Genomic DNA, 14073 nt, shown 5'->3' with positions numbered 1-14073 from the left:
AACGTAGTACGCACTTTATTGATAGGTACTACCCGAGAGGATAGTGTAAATATGAGTATGGCTGAATATAAAGGTAAAGTTAAAAATATTCAAGATACGCCCTTTGGTTACACCGTGTCCGTTATTGGTGGTAAATGGAAAATGGTTATTATTTATATCTTGGCAGAAAATCAGCCGGTTCGCTTTAATGATCTGAAAAGACAGATAGGAACGATCACTTATAAAACATTGAGTTCGCATCTCAAAGAATTGGAAGCGGATGGTTTGGTGAATCGGAAGGAGTACCCTCAGGTTCCCCCTAAAGTCGAATACAGTCTCACAGATAAAGCGGAAACGCTATTGCCTGTCTTAGAACAGTTATGTGAGTGGGGAGAAAAAAATCAAAATAGTTAGATCCGCTTCAACTGCTAACTAGGTGTATTTGCAAACCGGAGCCGGTCTGCTGTGCCTTGCTGAGCGCTTACTTTTTTAGAAGGACTGAGGTTCCGCTATTCTAGCTTTTAACCCCATTTCTGGAATTATGCGGACAGGGAATTCGCTATTGCCCATATCATCACCTCAAAATGGCTTTCGCCAGCCCATTAGCGTCTCCTGAGTCCGCAGCCTGTACCAAATCCCATGCCTTTTGTTGATATAGCTGCCGCTGTGTCCGCCCAGTCAAGTTGATCCTTGCGCAATGGGAAACGCCTGAAAGTCCGCGCATGAGGAATGCTGCCGCGGGCTTTTCGATATTAGCGGAATAGCCATAAGGCTGCAAAGAAAAAAGCCAGCCCAATGCTGCTGACTGACCTTGATTAAATGGTTAGACACTAAGTTGGTTTAACACCTATTATAGAGCGAGACACGAAGCGGCCTCACGAGCAATTATGGCTGCTTAGGGAGCAATAGCTGGAATGTCGTTCCCTGAGGGGTACTGTGCTTCAAATTCAGCTGGCCTCCCATGGCTGTGGCCAGCATCCGGCTGTAGGTAAGGCCGAGACCAAGGCCACCGACAGAAAGCTTGTTGCGCTCACCGCGAAAGTAGCGCTCAAAAATATTTTTCTGCTCCTCATCCGGTATACCGGGACCGTTATCCTGCACAATCACTTCATAGCTGCCAGCTGATGATGGCGACAAGGCTACATGGATGCGGCCGCGGCCTTGCAGCGCTTGTCTGCTATTGTTCAGCAAATTGACAATAATTTGCTGTATGCGGCTGGCGTCACCTGCAGCTGGGAAAGCTCCGCTCGGAATATCGGTTGTTAGCTCGAGCCCCTCTACAGGATCAAGCAAGCCCCACTGATACACAATTTCTCCAACTAGCTTGCCGAGATCAAGCGAGTCCTGCCGGACGCTGATTTTGCCGGAAGCAAAGGCATGGAAATCCAGCAGGTCGGTGACCATATGCTGAAGTCGGCGAGTCTGCTGCAAGGAGATGTCGAGAAATTCTTCAGCCTCCTCCTCCGCAACTACTTGGTCACGAACGGCATGAATAAGGCCATGGATGGAGGAAATCGGTGTTTTCAGCTCATGGGTCACGCCAGCAAGCAGCTCTGTACGCAGCTCTTCCAATGTGCCGAGGCGTGCAGCCATCGTCTGGAAGGACACTAGCAAATCGTGTATTTCCTTTTCCTTCACTTGGTTGGGAACGATGACCTGATAATTGCCAGCCTCCATCTGATGGAGTGCCTCAGCGAGCTGCTGGATCGGCCTTCTTAAATTTCGAGATAGAAAGAAGATGATGAGCCAGCCAAGCAAGCCTGAGCCAAGGAGCAGGGCAGCAATGAGGCGGTAGTTCTGATTAACCTGGACTAGCTCCTTATAGGCATAGGAAAGGACAACCGATCCGACGGCCTCCTCCATATTTTCGCCTCTTATTGGAGTTGTCAGCGTATACTGATCATTCGATATGACGACGCTAAGCTCACTCGAAAGTGAAGGCGCAGCCGGAGCCGGAGCCACATCTTTGTCTCGGGGCCCCTTTTTAAGAAAAACAACGTTCCCGCTTTGGTCAAATACGTGCAGCGAAAATTGCCCTGGCAGCGAGTAACGGCGCTGGGTGCGGTCGATCCATTCATAGAAATTGCCTGGAATGACGATTTTCCCGTTCTCATAGCTTACATATTGTGAGGCGACAACTGCGAAGGCTTGGAGATTTTGCTTCCGCTCATGCAGCGTTTGCTGGCGAATCCAGAAGATGGATACCAATCCGATGGCAAGCAATCCAATGAATAAGGTGAGTACATAACGAAAGGTCCAGCGGCTGAGCAGCGTTTGGCGACGATTATTGGAGGTTGACATAAAGCATATACCCCGTCCCCCGCAAGGTGCGGATCTCTCCTTCCTCTGGCGGCCAATGCAGCAGCAGCTTGCGTAACCGTTTAATGGCCAAATCTACCGCGCGGTCGCTGCCCTCATAATCCATGCCCCATACTTTATCTATTAACTGCTCGCGGTAAAAAATCTGGTTCGGATGCTCGGCGAGGAACATGAGCAGCGACAAATCACGGGGCGTGACCGCTAGGCTGGCGCCATTCAAATAAACCGCATGTGATTTAAAATCAATGCGAATGCTGCCAAAAGTGACCTGCTCTGAGCTGACGAGTGAGCGGGGCGGCCGTCTGAGCACTGCATGGATGCGGGCAACAACCTCTTCTGGCTCAATGGGCTTTGTCATATAATCATCGGCTCCTTCATTAAGCCCTAGAATCCGGTCGCTGACATCGCCCCTGGCCGTCAGCATAATGACGGGACAAGCGCTTTTGTGGCGAATATGGTGCAAAATTTCCCAGCCATTCATTCCCGGCAGCATGACATCGAGAAGAATGAGCGTGGGCGTTGCCGCATCAAAGGCTTTAATGGCCTCCAAGCCATTTCGATATATGTGGCAATTGAAGCCCGCCTTGCGTATATAAGCAGCCAGCACCCTTGAGATGGCTTCTTCGTCTTCGACAATCATAATCGTATTCATAAGTAATCCTCCGATGTGGCGGTCTAACATACAGTCATCTCTGAAAAAAGTATACCGCCTGTGCTAAGGAATGACTATACGCTGCACTTCATACTGACACATATTATGAATGATTATTGAGTCAGGGCGATGTCGGGCGAGGGGAGGAGCAAGGGTGCGCAGCATAATGGCTCATATAAAACGCATCATTGAGAAAAACGGCATTTCAGATAAAAGCTTCTGAAATGCCGTTTAGAATGCCGCCTAATTCGTATGTATTTGCATGATCCGACTGTCTTTATTTATTTCGCTTAGCATATAGGAGGCAAACGCCGTCAACATTTCACGATTATATGCTGACTGATCTTCGATGCCGCTGTATTCATTCAGGGAGCGCTCTATCATCGGGTGATATTTGGAGGGCAGGGCATGCATGCCCCAGTCTCCACCTTCTTTTTTAGAAGCTACGGCACCTTCTCTTAAGAAAAACAGAACCCGGCAAAGATTTAAGGTGATATACATCGGTGTGTCAATAATATCCGTTGCTGCATTTTGAATATCATATAGAATGGACTTGATATAAAACAGCTCGTCAATAGGCTGGAAAGCTTCGCGAAACGCTTTGCCATATAGAGCAATTCCGCGATAATAGGCTACTACAAAATGAGCCGCTAAATCTGCATCGTCATATCCGCCACAAATATAATCGTCATCAGCTTGATAGCTTTTTCGGTGAAAATCAGAATAATGGAATTCGAATGGAGTTGGATAAACAAAATGCTGCAATACATTTTCCAAAACAATGCTTAATTCAATCCCGCGATCATTAGGCATAGTTTCGTGGAGCTTTAAAACTCTTTTTGCAATACGTTTATTTGTTTCAGTCGTTAACGCTTCTTGTACAACGATTAATAAGTCAATATCACTTTTATTTGGGTTAAAGCATCCCATTGCTAATGAACCGTGTAAATATATTCCAATTAATTGATCGCCCAGTTCTTCTTTAAACAGCTCTACCGCTCTATCTAAATAATATGCAGTGTCCATTTGAAACCCACCTTTTAATAAATACATAATCCAAAAATTGTATCCGTTTTCAGGTTGGCTGTCAATTTAGCTGTCATTATGTGCTGTCATAGGAAGACGGATTCAGCTGCTCGTTCACGATTCAATCATCAATCTCAATCAACCCGCGTTTTTTTGTCAAGAGCGTGCTGCTTTATTTGGTTAAAGCTTTAGGCGCTTTCCTGCAAAACGTGACAAATTCGTTACTTATCGAAGGAAAATGGCGGCACGTCTATCGTTAACACTGGCTTTATGCAGGGCAAATCCCTTATAATGCTAGATAGAAATAATATGGGGGAGTGTATCGCGTGAGTTTAGTTGATGTCAGCAATGTCTCGGCAACATTATTTATATTGGGCGTAGTTTTTTTGCTGCTCATTTTCGGATTGCTGAGCTTTGGCATTATGCGTATGTTCGGGCAGCGATTCCGTTCCGGTTGGATGTGCATCGGTGGGGCGGTTGTAAGCTTCGTTGTATTTATGTGGATATTAAATCGATGGTTCCTGTAGCTCAGGAATTTTGCGGTTAGAGGAGGCGTCGATATGTTTTGGACAGCAGTATGGTTTATTGTGAACATGTTTTTTGTAGCTTCATTAATCTTATTTCTCTTTATGCAGCGCTCTTATACGCTCGCTAAGCTGGAAGCGGGCAGCAGTGACAAGCTTCGCAAGGCGCACAACATGCGACTGACGTTTGGAATTATCAGCCTGATTTTGTTTGTCGCGATGGTCGCCAGCTTCCTTATTAATATGCGGTTGAACGGTTAAAATAGCAGTGACAAGGAGGCTCTCATTGACGAGAGTCTTTTTTTTCGGCATTATTGGGAGAGAGAGAATTTCAGAAGTAGGAGGTTTGTCGCATGAGTACACATGCACATTCACATACAAATACGATTGAAGATATTGTGAGAATCATGTCGAGCCAAGGTCTGCGCATTACCGACCAGCGCAAGACGCTTGCCAAGCTATTTGCGGAATCACCCGGCTATTTGGCTCCTAAGGACGTATATGAATACATGGGCAAGTCCTACTCCGGGCTTAGCTTTGATACGGTATACCGCAACCTGCGTGTCATGGAGGAGCTGGGTGTACTGGAGCAGGTGGTGTTCGAGGAGGGTGTGAAGTTTAAGCTTCATTGCCGCGAGCATGATCATCACCATCATATGATTTGTCTGAACTGCGGCAAAACGTACCCCATTATGTGCTGTCCGATGGAACAGACGACGGCGCCTGCTGACTTCCGAATCGTCAAGCATAAGTTTGAAGTATTCGGTTATTGTAAAGACTGTGATCAGGAAGAAGCAGCAGCGGCGCAAAGCTAATGGAAAAAAGACCTGTAGCCAGACGTGTATTTCAGGCGCCGATTCATTTTTACCGCAAAGCGATTTCACCGCATTTGCCGCCTTCTTGCCGCTTTGCACCAACCTGCTCCGCCTATGCCTTGGAGGCCATTGAAGTGCATGGCGTGCTAAGAGGCTCTTGGCTGGCAGCGCGGCGAATTAGCCGCTGTCACCCGTTTCACGCTGGCGGCTATGATCCGGTTCCGCCTGCCAAAGGCGGAAAGCAAGGCGGCGGGGAGCGGCCTACTTGACAGAAGGGCTGGCGGTTCGGTATATTTTGTCATATATGAGTCTGATGAATGGATAAGTACAATGGAAGCTGCGTCGCAGAGAGCCGGGCAATCAGGTGCGAGCCGGTACGGGCAAAGTTGGAATATGGTCCTGGAGGATCTGTCTTCGAGCAGCGCGGGCGGCTGGGCTTGACCAGTCGGCGGCGGGTAAGAGGACAGCGTTTGACCGGCGTTAACGGTATAGTCCGCCTTCAATCGGCGGCACACGAAGCCATTGCGTTTTTTCTGTTAATCAGGAAAGGCTGCAAGGGGAATTTGGGTGGTACCACGTGAGTTTTATACTCTCGTCCCATGTTGGACGGGAGTTTTTTGCGTTTTTACAAGTTGATACAATTGAAAATTAGGAGGCTGCAATAATGGCGAATGACAACAAAACGTTTTATCTGACTACGCCGATTTATTATCCGAGCGACAAGCTGCACATTGGGCATGCATATACAACGGTGGCGGGCGATGCAATGGCGAGATACAAGCGTCTGCGCGGCTACGACGTCTGGTTTTTGACAGGAACCGATGAGCATGGACAGAAAATCGAGCGCAAGGCGCAGGAGCAAGGCAAAACACCTCAGCAATTCGTCGATGACATCGTCGTCGGTATTAAAAGCCTGTGGTCAAAGCTGGAAATTTCCAATGATGATTTTATTCGCACGACGGAGGAACGCCACAAGAAGGTTGTCGAGAAAATTTTCGATCAGCTGCTGAAGCAGGACGATATTTACAAGGGTACGTATGAAGGCTGGTACTGTACGCCGTGTGAATCCTTTTTCCTTGAGCGCCAGCTGGAAAATGGCAATTGTCCAGATTGCGGACGTCCGGTCGAGCTGGTAAAGGAAGAGAGCTATTTTTTCCGGATGAGCAAATATGCGGATCGCCTGCTTAAGCTTTATGAGGACAACCCTCATTTTATTCAGCCGGAATCCCGCAAAAATGAAATGATTAACAATTTCATTAAGCCGGGCTTGGAGGATCTCGCGGTATCGCGGACGACCTTCGATTGGGGCGTTAAAGTGCCTGGCGATCCGAAGCATGTCATTTATGTGTGGATTGATGCTTTGTCCAATTATATTACGGCATTAGGCTATGGCAGCGATGACCCTGAGGCTGTCGCTAAATATGAGCGCTTCTGGCCGGGAGATGTTCATCTTGTGGGCAAGGAAATCGTTCGCTTCCATACGATTTATTGGCCGATTATGCTCATGGCGCTCAACCTGCCGATTCCAAAAAAGGTATTTGCTCATGGCTGGCTGCTCATGAAGGACGGCAAAATGTCGAAATCCAAAGGCAATGTCGTAGACCCTGTAATGCTCATCGACCGTTATGGGCTCGATGCAGTTCGTTATTACTTGCTGCGCGAGGTGCCTTTCGGCGCGGATGGCACCTTTACGCCGGAAAACTTCGTCGAGCGCATTAACTTTGATCTGGCGAATGACCTCGGCAATTTGCTCAATCGTACCGTTGCGATGATTGATAAATATTTCGACGGTGAAATTCCAGCTTACACTGGACAAATCACGCCATTCGACGCTTCGCTCGAGGCGCTGGCGCAGGATACGATTGCTGCTGTGGAAGCAGCTATGGAGAACATGGAGTTTTCCGTTGCGCTCGCAGCGATCTGGCAGTTCGTCAGCCGGACGAACAAATATATTGATGAGACGCAGCCTTGGACGCTGGCGAAGGATGAAGCGAAGCGCGCGGAGCTGGCGGCGGTTATGCAGCATTTGGCGGAAGCGCTGCGTATTACGTCGATTATGCTTCAGCCGTTCCTTACGCATGCGCCGCGCGAGCTGTGGAAGCAGCTAGGTATTCAGCCTGGCGAGCTGACGTCGTGGGAGAGCATGCGCACGTTCGGACAGCTGCCGGCAGGCACGCGGGTGCAGAAGGACAGTCCGCTGTTTCCGCGTCTGGAGACGGCGGATGAGGTTGCATTCATCGCAGCTGAAATGGGCGGCGATGCTGCCAAGGCGGAGGCGCAGCCGGAAGCATCGCCGCAGGCGGCGAGCGCTGGCACGGAAGGAGCCGCAGCAGGCGCAGCTCCGGTGGAGAGCAAGGAAGAAATCGGCATTGACGATTTCGCCAAGGTAGAGCTGCGAGTGGCGCAGGTCATCGCTGCCGAGCCTGTGAAGAAGGCCGATAAGCTGCTGAAGCTGCAGCTCGATCTCGGATATGAGCAGCGCCAAGTCGTATCGGGCATCGCGAAATTTTATACGCCGGAGACGATCGTCGGCCGCAAGGTAATATGCGTGACGAATCTGAAGCCGGTCAAGCTGCGCGGAGAGCTGTCGCAGGGCATGATCCTTGCCGCTTCGCACGGCGATCAGCTTACGCTTGCGACTGTACCGGATGATATGCCGAATGGCGCCGTTGTGAAATAAAGCGAAGGCTGTAAGGCAAGCAGCATAGAAGAGAACCGTACGGAGCTAATCCGCTGCGGTTCTTTTTTTATCATCTGAGGGGCGGAGAAGCGCAGCGGTGTGAAGCAGACACATAACCGCCATACTCGCTGAGCAATCTGCATAGAAGAGACCGTTACCTGTGAATAGCAGTTGACAGTAATGCCAACCACTCGTATAATCTGAACGTAATCATAACGATTAGCAAGGTGAAGCGGCCGAAAGTCATTCTTTGGCGGCGCAGTGCGTTTCACTACGAGAAATATAAGCCTAATAATAAGTGTAATATTTATAAAAGCTTATATTTTAAAAAGAAAATGGTTTTTACAGAAATGGAGCAATTATGAAATGAGAAATGTATTTTCAAGCAAGAAGCTAACGGTTATGGCCGTTTTATTGATGTCTGTTGTACTTGTGCTGTCCGCATGCGGCAGCAACTCGCAGTCTTCCATCGTTGAAGGCAAGACGAATGTTGTAACGAGCTTTTATCCACTCTATTATTTTGCCTCAGAAATTGGCGGCGAATATGTCAATGTCGTCAACCTCATTCCGGCCGGAGTAGAGCCGCATGACTGGACGCCGAAAAGCCAGGATTTGAGCACCGCCTCCAAAGCACAGCTGTTTCTGTATAATGGCGCGGGGCTGGAGGGCTGGACGGATAACTTTCTAAAAGGGCTGCCAAACGATCAAACGATTATGACGGCCGAAATGAGCAAGGGAGTAGAGCTGATTCAAGGCAATCCTGAAGAAGAGCATGACCACAGCGGTGAAACGGCAGAGGAGCATGAAGATCATGCTGAGCACAGCGATGAGGCAGAAGGCGAAGCTGCTGGCGAGCATGATCATGAGCACGCTCTGGATGTCGATCCGCATACGTGGGTGAGCCCGAAATCGGCCATCATTATGGCTGAAAATGTGAAAAACAGCCTCATTCAAGTGGACAATGCCCACAAAGCCGAATATGAGGCGAACTATGAAGCGCTGCACAGCAAGCTTGCGGCACTCGATGCGAAGTTCGAGCAGGAGCTGTCCAAGACGACGATGAAGGATATTGTCGTGTCCCATCAGGCGTTTGGTTATTTGGCCCGCGACTACGGCTTGACACAAACGGCTATAATGGGATTATCAGCTGATGCCGAGCCTAGAGCGCAGGATTTGCTGAATATCGCTAAATTTGTGAAGGAAAATGGCATTCGTTATATTTTCTTCGAGGAACTCGTATCTCCAGCGCTTGCGGATACGCTCGCGAGTGAAGCGAAGGTAGACACCTTGATGCTGAATCCGGTTGAAGGGCTGACGCCTGAGCAGGAGAAGAACGGTGATACCTACATTACGCTGATGGAAGCGAATTTGCAAAATCTCTTGAAAGCACTGCAATAAGGACCGGCGAGGAAATGAAAGGTACCCTATAGTAAAGAGCAAGGAGGTAGACATCAATGCAACAAGTGACGGAGAGGCCCCCAGAAATGGACGTGCTGCCCAGCCTGGCAGGAGAGTGCCATCAGGATATTATATCACTGGAGGGCGTTACGTTCTCCTACCAGCAGCAGCGCGTCATTACCGAGCTTAATCTAAGCGTTCGCGAGCGCGATTTTATCGGGCTCATTGGCTCGAACGGCGCGGGAAAAACGACGCTGCTCAAAATGATTGTCGGCCTGCTGAAGCCAGAGAGCGGTATGATTCGTTTATTCGGCGAGCCTGTAGGCCAGTTTAAGGCATGGGAGAAAATCGGTTATGTGCCGCAAAAAAATGCCTTTAATCCGCTTTTTCCAGCTACGGTTCGTGAAGTGGTGTTATCTGGCCTTTACGGCCGCAATAAGCTATTTCGCCGCGTTACGAAGAGCGATCACTTAAAGGCAGATGATGCGCTGCATGCGATGAAAATTGAGGATTTGGCGGACAAGCGAATCGGCCAGCTATCCGGCGGACAGCAGCAGCGTGCTTTTTTGGCGCGGGCGCTCATTAACAATCCGTCGCTGCTCATTTTGGATGAGCCTACAGTGGGAATTGACGCCGAGACGCAGGAAAGCTTCTTCCATATGATTAAGCATATGCATCAGCATCACAATATCACCTTTCTCATGGTGTCCCATGATATGGAGATGATCCGTACTTATTTGGGGCTGCAACAGGCGGCGCAAAGCGGCAAGCTGAAATTTTATAAAAAGCATTCGCATGACTTGCAAAATTGTGCGCAGGATGATCTGACTCACAGCCTGCGCGGGCTTCGTCAGGAAATGGATAGCAGAGAAGAGGTTGTTCAGGTTGGAGATCGTTACTAGCGAATTTTTTCAAAGGGCGCTGATTGGCGGCTTGCTTATCGGAGTAACAGCACCGCTGATGGGTATTTTTCTCGTGCTGCGCCGTTTGTCCATGATTGGCGATACGCTGTCGCATGTATCTATTGCGGGCGTAGCGCTTGGTTTCTTAATGGGGGTATATCCGGTTGCAGTAGGCCTGCTGTTCGCTGTTGCGGCTTCATTCGCAATCGAAAAGCTGAGGAAAGCTTATAAGTCCTATGCCGAGCTGTCGATTGCGATCATTATGTCAGGCGGCGTAGCGCTGGCTTCGATATTGTTTACAATGGGCAAGGGCTTTAACGTCAATGTCACCGGTTATTTATTTGGCAGCATTTATACACTGAGCAATGTCGATTTAATTACAATCGCCGTAGTAACGGTTGTCGTTCTTGTAGCCATCAGGCTGCAGGTAAAGGAGCTGTTTTTACTTACGTTTGATGAGGATGCAGCAGCGGTAAGCGGGTTGCCGGTCCGTTTTTATAATGTTATGATTAGCGTGCTAACCGCGCTTGTTATTAGTGCTTCCATTAAAATTGTTGGAGCGCTGCTTGTATCTGCGTTGCTGACCATTCCAGCCGCTTGCAGTCTTATTATTGCGCGCAGCTTTCGGCAGAGCATTATTACCGTCGTCATAATTGGAGAAATGGCTGTTATTTGCGGCTTAATGATTGCAGGCATTTGGAATTTGGCTCCTGGCGGCACAATCGTGCTTCTGTTGATTGCTATTTTGCTGATCCTCTTGCTGTTCAAGCGGGGAATAAGAACAGGGAGTTAATCAAAATCGAGGTGCTGTACGTTGAACGATATTAATATTTGGCTCGCACTCGGGGCTGGCTTTGCCTCCTTTATCTCTCCATGCTGCTTGCCCTTGTATCCATCTTATTTGTCTTACATAACCGGTATTTCCGTCAGCGACCTCAAAAATAATGAGCACACAAGCAAGCATATGCGCTCTCGCACGATGCTGCATACGCTGTTTTTCATTATTGGCTTCTGTACGGTGTATTACACGCTTGGCTACGGCACGAATGTGTTCGCGGAAACCTTCAGCGAATATGAGCCGCTTATTCGCAAATTATCGGCGATATTGATTGTGCTGATGGGGCTGTTTCTGCTCGGCGTATTTCAACCGCAATTGCTTATGAAGACGCGCAAGCTGCCTTTTGATCCTTCGAAAAAAACAGGATATTTGGGCTCTTTTATTTTTGGAATCGGTTTTTCGGCCGGGTGGTCGCCATGCACAGGTCCTGCCTTAACGGCTATTCTGGCATTGGCGGCATCCGAGCCGAACACCTGGTTTAAGCTTACAACAGCGTATGCTTTAGGTTTCGCCATTCCTTTTTTCGTATTAGCCTTTTTCCTAGGCTCAGCGAGATGGCTGCTGAAATATACGAATACGGTGATGAAGGTGGGCGGAGCCATTATGATCGTGCTCGGCATTATGCTCTTCACCGATCAAATGACGCAAATTACGTCGTGGCTTAACCTCATAACGCCGGATTGGCTGAAATTTTAAGCTTTAAAATTCAAGTGAAATATTCGATTTTGGCTTGTGGGAAATGCTCAAAGATGCGCTCTGATATAAACAATCGGAGCGCATCTGCTTGTTCTGTGGGATAGACATATTTCCCTTGTCCCCAGCGGCCCCATTTGTATTTGCGTTTCTCAATGTCCATTTCCAGCTTCGTGCGTGGATAGCGACGCTCAATGACGTTTTTCGCTGTTTTGGTGAAGCGGTGCTGAATAAGCTCAAAGGTCAGATCGGCTTGCTTTGCCTCCTCGGGAAGGGCTGCTGCTAGTGATGCGAGCAGCTCGGCGTAGCCCTCTTCCCAGCCGTCATGCCAGATAATCGGCGCTATGATAAAGCCTAGCGGATAGCCGGCTTTGGCCACTTTGGCTGCGGCTTCAATCCGCTGCTCAAAGCGCGAGGTGGCTGGCTCGAAATTTTTGATCACATATTTGCTGTTGACGCTGAAGCGAATGCGAGTATGACCATTATGCTTAACATCGAGCAGTGAATCGACATGATGGAATTTGGTGACAAAGCGCAATCTGCCAAGCGGCTGCTCGGCCATAAATGCAATGAGCTCGCGAAGGCTTCCTGTAATTGGCTCAAGCCCGACTGGATCGGACGTACAGGCCGCCTCGAAGCGGGTGATTTCTGGTGCTCGCTCGTCGATGTATTGCTTGGCCGCGTCCATAATATCGTCGATGTTGACGTAAACGCGAATATAGGGCTTGGCTCCAAGCGTTGTCTGCAAATAACAATAATGGCAATGCGCCATGCAGCCGGTGGCAATCGGAATCGCATATTCCGCTGAAGGCTTGGACGTATCGAAGGTTAACGTTTTGCGAAGGCCTACAACGAGCGTACGCTTGGCAATCCGATATTTCTCAAGCTCAGTTTCACCGGGAAGGTTAGTTATTCGATTATGTGAGCTTGTCATGCGGAAAGGAATACCTTCCTTTTGTACCCATTCATAAATGCGCTTGCCTTTAGGGTAATGGAGCGCATCCGGCTCAAAATAGACGAGCTCGGGAACGAAGGATAAGCTTTTTAGCGCTGCTTTCGGACGTTCCTGTACGGTGGTAGCCATGACTGCACCTCCTGTGCATAGATGCTTCAACAATAAGAAGCTCAAGTATAATGTGCGACAAAGGGAAGGACTTCAAACTGGGAGTTGCAAGGTGAAACGGCTGTCGCCCTCAGGCGGCGCAGCGCGTAATGATAAATGTGAAACTTATCAATTTTATTTTGAAGAATTGCCGAAATGGTTAATGTCATTCATTATTGTGTGACGGGATTGTCCTTAAGGTTGCAGACAGGTTTCAAAACAGTGTATGATACTAAAGTACGCCGAGGAAACAAGGTGAAAGAAGTTGGGTTAGGGGGTTCTTCAATGCCGACACCGAGCATGGAAGACTACTTGGAACGAATTTATAAGCTCATAGACGAAAAAGGTTACGCGAGAGTGTCGGATATTGCGGAAGGGCTGGAGGTTCATCCTTCGTCAGTAACGAAGATGATTCAGAAGCTCGATAAAGATAACTATTTAATTTATGAGAAATATCGTGGTCTTGTATTAACGACAAAAGGGAAGAAGATGGGGAAGCGGCTTGTGGAGCGCCACCATCTGCTGGAATCATTTTTGACCATTATCGGGGTTCAAGATGAGAATATTTATCAAGATGTTGAAGGCATTGAGCATCATTTGAGCTGGGATTCGATTACATGCATTGAGACGCTCGTTGCGTTCTTTGAGCGAGATCCTTCTCGATTAGACGATCTTAAAGCGGTTCGCGCTGAGCTCGAAAATGAGTGATTATGCAACTATGTTGTGAAGCGCAAGCTGATGCAGATACCTGCAAAAAGAGCGTGACCCCCGTAAAAAGGAGGTCACGCTCTTTTTAATTGCTTGCTTATTAGCTCGCTACTATGCCCATTAGAACGGATTAATGATACTTCGGCAAATCATCATCTTCCTTGCCGCCTTCGATAACGCGAAACGGCGAGCGCTGCGACTTCGGGCGTTTGGCTGGCTGTGAGCGGTTGCCTGGGCGCACCTGAGGCGAGGAAGGGCGGGAACGGCCCCTCCAGCGGTCAGGCGGAAACTTGTAAAGCACATAAATGAGGCCGAATACGATAATGGGGATAAGGAATGAACGCATATCGGTCAAAACGCCATAAATAATTCCGATGCCGAGCAACGACATAATAATAATTGTCGGCACGCTCCATTTTTTAGGCCTGTTTGCCATA

General features: G+C 48.6%; 17 protein-coding genes. 12 read left to right on the top strand and 5 right to left on the bottom strand.

Annotated elements, in window-relative coordinates; translation table 11 throughout:
• Positions 1 to 51: 51 nt before the first annotated feature.
• Positions 52 to 393 (top strand): helix-turn-helix domain-containing protein, encoded by a 342-nt coding sequence (locus V5J77_RS16200; RefSeq protein ID WP_338551871.1) that lies wholly within the window; start codon positions 52 to 54, stop codon positions 391 to 393.
• Positions 394 to 864: 471 nt separating this feature from the next.
• Here the strand turns inward: V5J77_RS16200 and V5J77_RS16195 are convergent, their stop codons facing one another.
• From V5J77_RS16195 to V5J77_RS16185, 3 genes are all read right to left on the bottom strand, one after another.
• The gene (locus V5J77_RS16195) at positions 865 to 2280 is read right to left on the bottom strand and encodes a HAMP domain-containing sensor histidine kinase (RefSeq protein ID WP_338551870.1); all 1416 of its coding nucleotides are present in this window, start codon (positions 2278 to 2280) and stop codon (positions 865 to 867) included.
• The gene (locus V5J77_RS16190; RefSeq protein ID WP_338551869.1) at positions 2264 to 2950 is read right to left on the bottom strand and encodes a response regulator transcription factor; all 687 of its coding nucleotides are present in this window, start codon (positions 2948 to 2950) and stop codon (positions 2264 to 2266) included. The genes V5J77_RS16195 and V5J77_RS16190 overlap by 17 nt, the downstream gene beginning before the upstream one ends.
• A gap of 243 nt (positions 2951 to 3193) precedes the next feature.
• Positions 3194 to 3976, bottom strand: coding sequence for an aminoglycoside adenylyltransferase domain-containing protein (locus V5J77_RS16185; RefSeq protein ID WP_338551868.1), 783 nt, complete (start codon positions 3974 to 3976; stop codon positions 3194 to 3196).
• Positions 3977 to 4302: 326 nt separating this feature from the next.
• Between V5J77_RS16185 and V5J77_RS16180 the strand changes: the two genes are divergently transcribed.
• The 10 genes from V5J77_RS16180 to V5J77_RS16135 all read left to right on the top strand — a co-directional run bounded on the left by V5J77_RS16180 (position 4303) and on the right by V5J77_RS16135 (position 11829).
• Complete coding sequence (locus V5J77_RS16180) at positions 4303 to 4503, top strand: hypothetical protein (RefSeq protein ID WP_338551867.1); 201 nt, start codon at positions 4303 to 4305, stop codon at positions 4501 to 4503.
• 33 nt (positions 4504 to 4536) lie between these two features.
• Positions 4537 to 4761 (top strand): hypothetical protein, encoded by a 225-nt coding sequence (locus tag V5J77_RS16175; protein ID WP_338551866.1) that lies wholly within the window; start codon positions 4537 to 4539, stop codon positions 4759 to 4761.
• 92 nt (positions 4762 to 4853) lie between these two features.
• A complete protein-coding gene (locus tag V5J77_RS16170; protein WP_338551865.1) occupies positions 4854 to 5315 on the top strand; it encodes a Fur family transcriptional regulator in 462 nt (153 codons plus the stop codon).
• Entirely contained in the window at positions 5315 to 5584 is a 270-nt protein-coding gene (yidD, locus tag V5J77_RS16165) for a membrane protein insertion efficiency factor YidD (RefSeq protein ID WP_338551864.1), read from the top strand. The genes V5J77_RS16170 and yidD overlap by 1 nt, the downstream gene beginning before the upstream one ends.
• A 48-nt stretch (positions 5585 to 5632) precedes the next feature.
• Positions 5633 to 5896 carry a hypothetical protein gene (locus V5J77_RS16160; RefSeq protein ID WP_338551863.1) on the top strand — a complete coding sequence of 88 codons (264 nt, stop codon included), beginning with the start codon at positions 5633 to 5635 and terminating at the stop codon, positions 5894 to 5896.
• A gap of 83 nt (positions 5897 to 5979) precedes the next feature.
• Positions 5980 to 7995, top strand: coding sequence for a methionine--tRNA ligase (gene metG, locus V5J77_RS16155; RefSeq protein WP_338551862.1), 2016 nt, complete (start codon positions 5980 to 5982; stop codon positions 7993 to 7995).
• A gap of 366 nt (positions 7996 to 8361) precedes the next feature.
• A complete protein-coding gene (locus tag V5J77_RS16150) occupies positions 8362 to 9393 on the top strand; it encodes a zinc ABC transporter substrate-binding protein (RefSeq protein WP_338551861.1) in 1032 nt (343 codons plus the stop codon).
• 56 nt (positions 9394 to 9449) lie between these two features.
• Positions 9450 to 10295 carry a metal ABC transporter ATP-binding protein gene (locus V5J77_RS16145; RefSeq protein WP_338551860.1) on the top strand — a complete coding sequence of 282 codons (846 nt, stop codon included), beginning with the start codon at positions 9450 to 9452 and terminating at the stop codon, positions 10293 to 10295.
• On the top strand, positions 10279 to 11088 hold the full coding sequence (locus V5J77_RS16140) for a metal ABC transporter permease (protein WP_338551859.1): 810 nt from the start codon (positions 10279 to 10281) through the stop codon (positions 11086 to 11088). Before V5J77_RS16145 ends, V5J77_RS16140 begins: the two co-directional genes overlap by 17 nt.
• Before the next feature lie 21 nt (positions 11089 to 11109).
• Positions 11110 to 11829 carry a cytochrome c biogenesis protein CcdA gene (locus V5J77_RS16135; RefSeq protein ID WP_338551858.1) on the top strand — a complete coding sequence of 240 codons (720 nt, stop codon included), beginning with the start codon at positions 11110 to 11112 and terminating at the stop codon, positions 11827 to 11829.
• 10 nt (positions 11830 to 11839) lie between these two features.
• Here V5J77_RS16135 and splB read toward each other — a convergent pair whose 3' ends face one another.
• Entirely contained in the window at positions 11840 to 12910 is a 1071-nt protein-coding gene (splB, locus tag V5J77_RS16130) for a spore photoproduct lyase (RefSeq protein WP_338551857.1), read from the bottom strand.
• Between the two features lie 303 nt (positions 12911 to 13213).
• Here splB and mntR point away from each other — a divergent pair, with 303 nt between their 5' ends.
• Positions 13214 to 13636, top strand: a complete 423-nt coding sequence (gene mntR, locus V5J77_RS16125; protein ID WP_338551856.1) for a transcriptional regulator MntR — start codon at positions 13214 to 13216, stop codon at positions 13634 to 13636.
• A gap of 130 nt (positions 13637 to 13766) precedes the next feature.
• Here the strand turns inward: mntR and V5J77_RS16120 are convergent, their stop codons facing one another.
• Complete coding sequence (locus tag V5J77_RS16120; RefSeq protein ID WP_338551855.1) at positions 13767 to 14072, bottom strand: hypothetical protein; 306 nt, start codon at positions 14070 to 14072, stop codon at positions 13767 to 13769.
• Position 14073: the final 1 nt, after the last annotated feature.

It is taken from the genome of Paenibacillus sp. KS-LC4 (assembly GCF_036894955.1).
In the GTDB taxonomy this organism is placed as follows: domain Bacteria; phylum Bacillota; class Bacilli; order Paenibacillales; family Paenibacillaceae; genus Pristimantibacillus.
This window is presented reverse-complemented; position numbering and strand designations above follow the sequence as displayed.

Excerpts from the sequence above, each read along its gene's own strand:
- V5J77_RS16200 (WP_338551871.1), top strand. The coding sequence starts at position 52 with ATGAGTATGGCTGAATATAAAGGTAAAGTTAAAAATATTCAAGATACG.
- V5J77_RS16195 (WP_338551870.1), bottom strand. The coding sequence starts at position 2,280 with ATGTCAACCTCCAATAATCGTCGCCAAACGCTGCTCAGCCGCTGGACC.
- V5J77_RS16190 (WP_338551869.1), bottom strand. The coding sequence starts at position 2,950 with ATGAATACGATTATGATTGTCGAAGACGAAGAAGCCATCTCAAGGGTG.
- V5J77_RS16185 (WP_338551868.1), bottom strand. The coding sequence starts at position 3,976 with ATGGACACTGCATATTATTTAGATAGAGCGGTAGAGCTGTTTAAAGAA.
- V5J77_RS16175 (WP_338551866.1), top strand. The coding sequence starts at position 4,537 with ATGTTTTGGACAGCAGTATGGTTTATTGTGAACATGTTTTTTGTAGCT.
- V5J77_RS16170 (WP_338551865.1), top strand. The coding sequence starts at position 4,854 with ATGAGTACACATGCACATTCACATACAAATACGATTGAAGATATTGTG.
- yidD (WP_338551864.1), top strand. The coding sequence starts at position 5,315 with ATGGAAAAAAGACCTGTAGCCAGACGTGTATTTCAGGCGCCGATTCAT.
- V5J77_RS16160 (WP_338551863.1), top strand. The coding sequence starts at position 5,633 with ATGGATAAGTACAATGGAAGCTGCGTCGCAGAGAGCCGGGCAATCAGG.
- metG (WP_338551862.1), top strand. The coding sequence starts at position 5,980 with ATGGCGAATGACAACAAAACGTTTTATCTGACTACGCCGATTTATTAT.
- V5J77_RS16150 (WP_338551861.1), top strand. The coding sequence starts at position 8,362 with ATGAGAAATGTATTTTCAAGCAAGAAGCTAACGGTTATGGCCGTTTTA.
- V5J77_RS16145 (WP_338551860.1), top strand. The coding sequence starts at position 9,450 with ATGCAACAAGTGACGGAGAGGCCCCCAGAAATGGACGTGCTGCCCAGC.
- splB (WP_338551857.1), bottom strand. The coding sequence starts at position 12,910 with ATGGCTACCACCGTACAGGAACGTCCGAAAGCAGCGCTAAAAAGCTTA.
- mntR (WP_338551856.1), top strand. The coding sequence starts at position 13,214 with ATGCCGACACCGAGCATGGAAGACTACTTGGAACGAATTTATAAGCTC.
- V5J77_RS16120 (WP_338551855.1), bottom strand. The coding sequence starts at position 14,072 with ATGGCAAACAGGCCTAAAAAATGGAGCGTGCCGACAATTATTATTATG.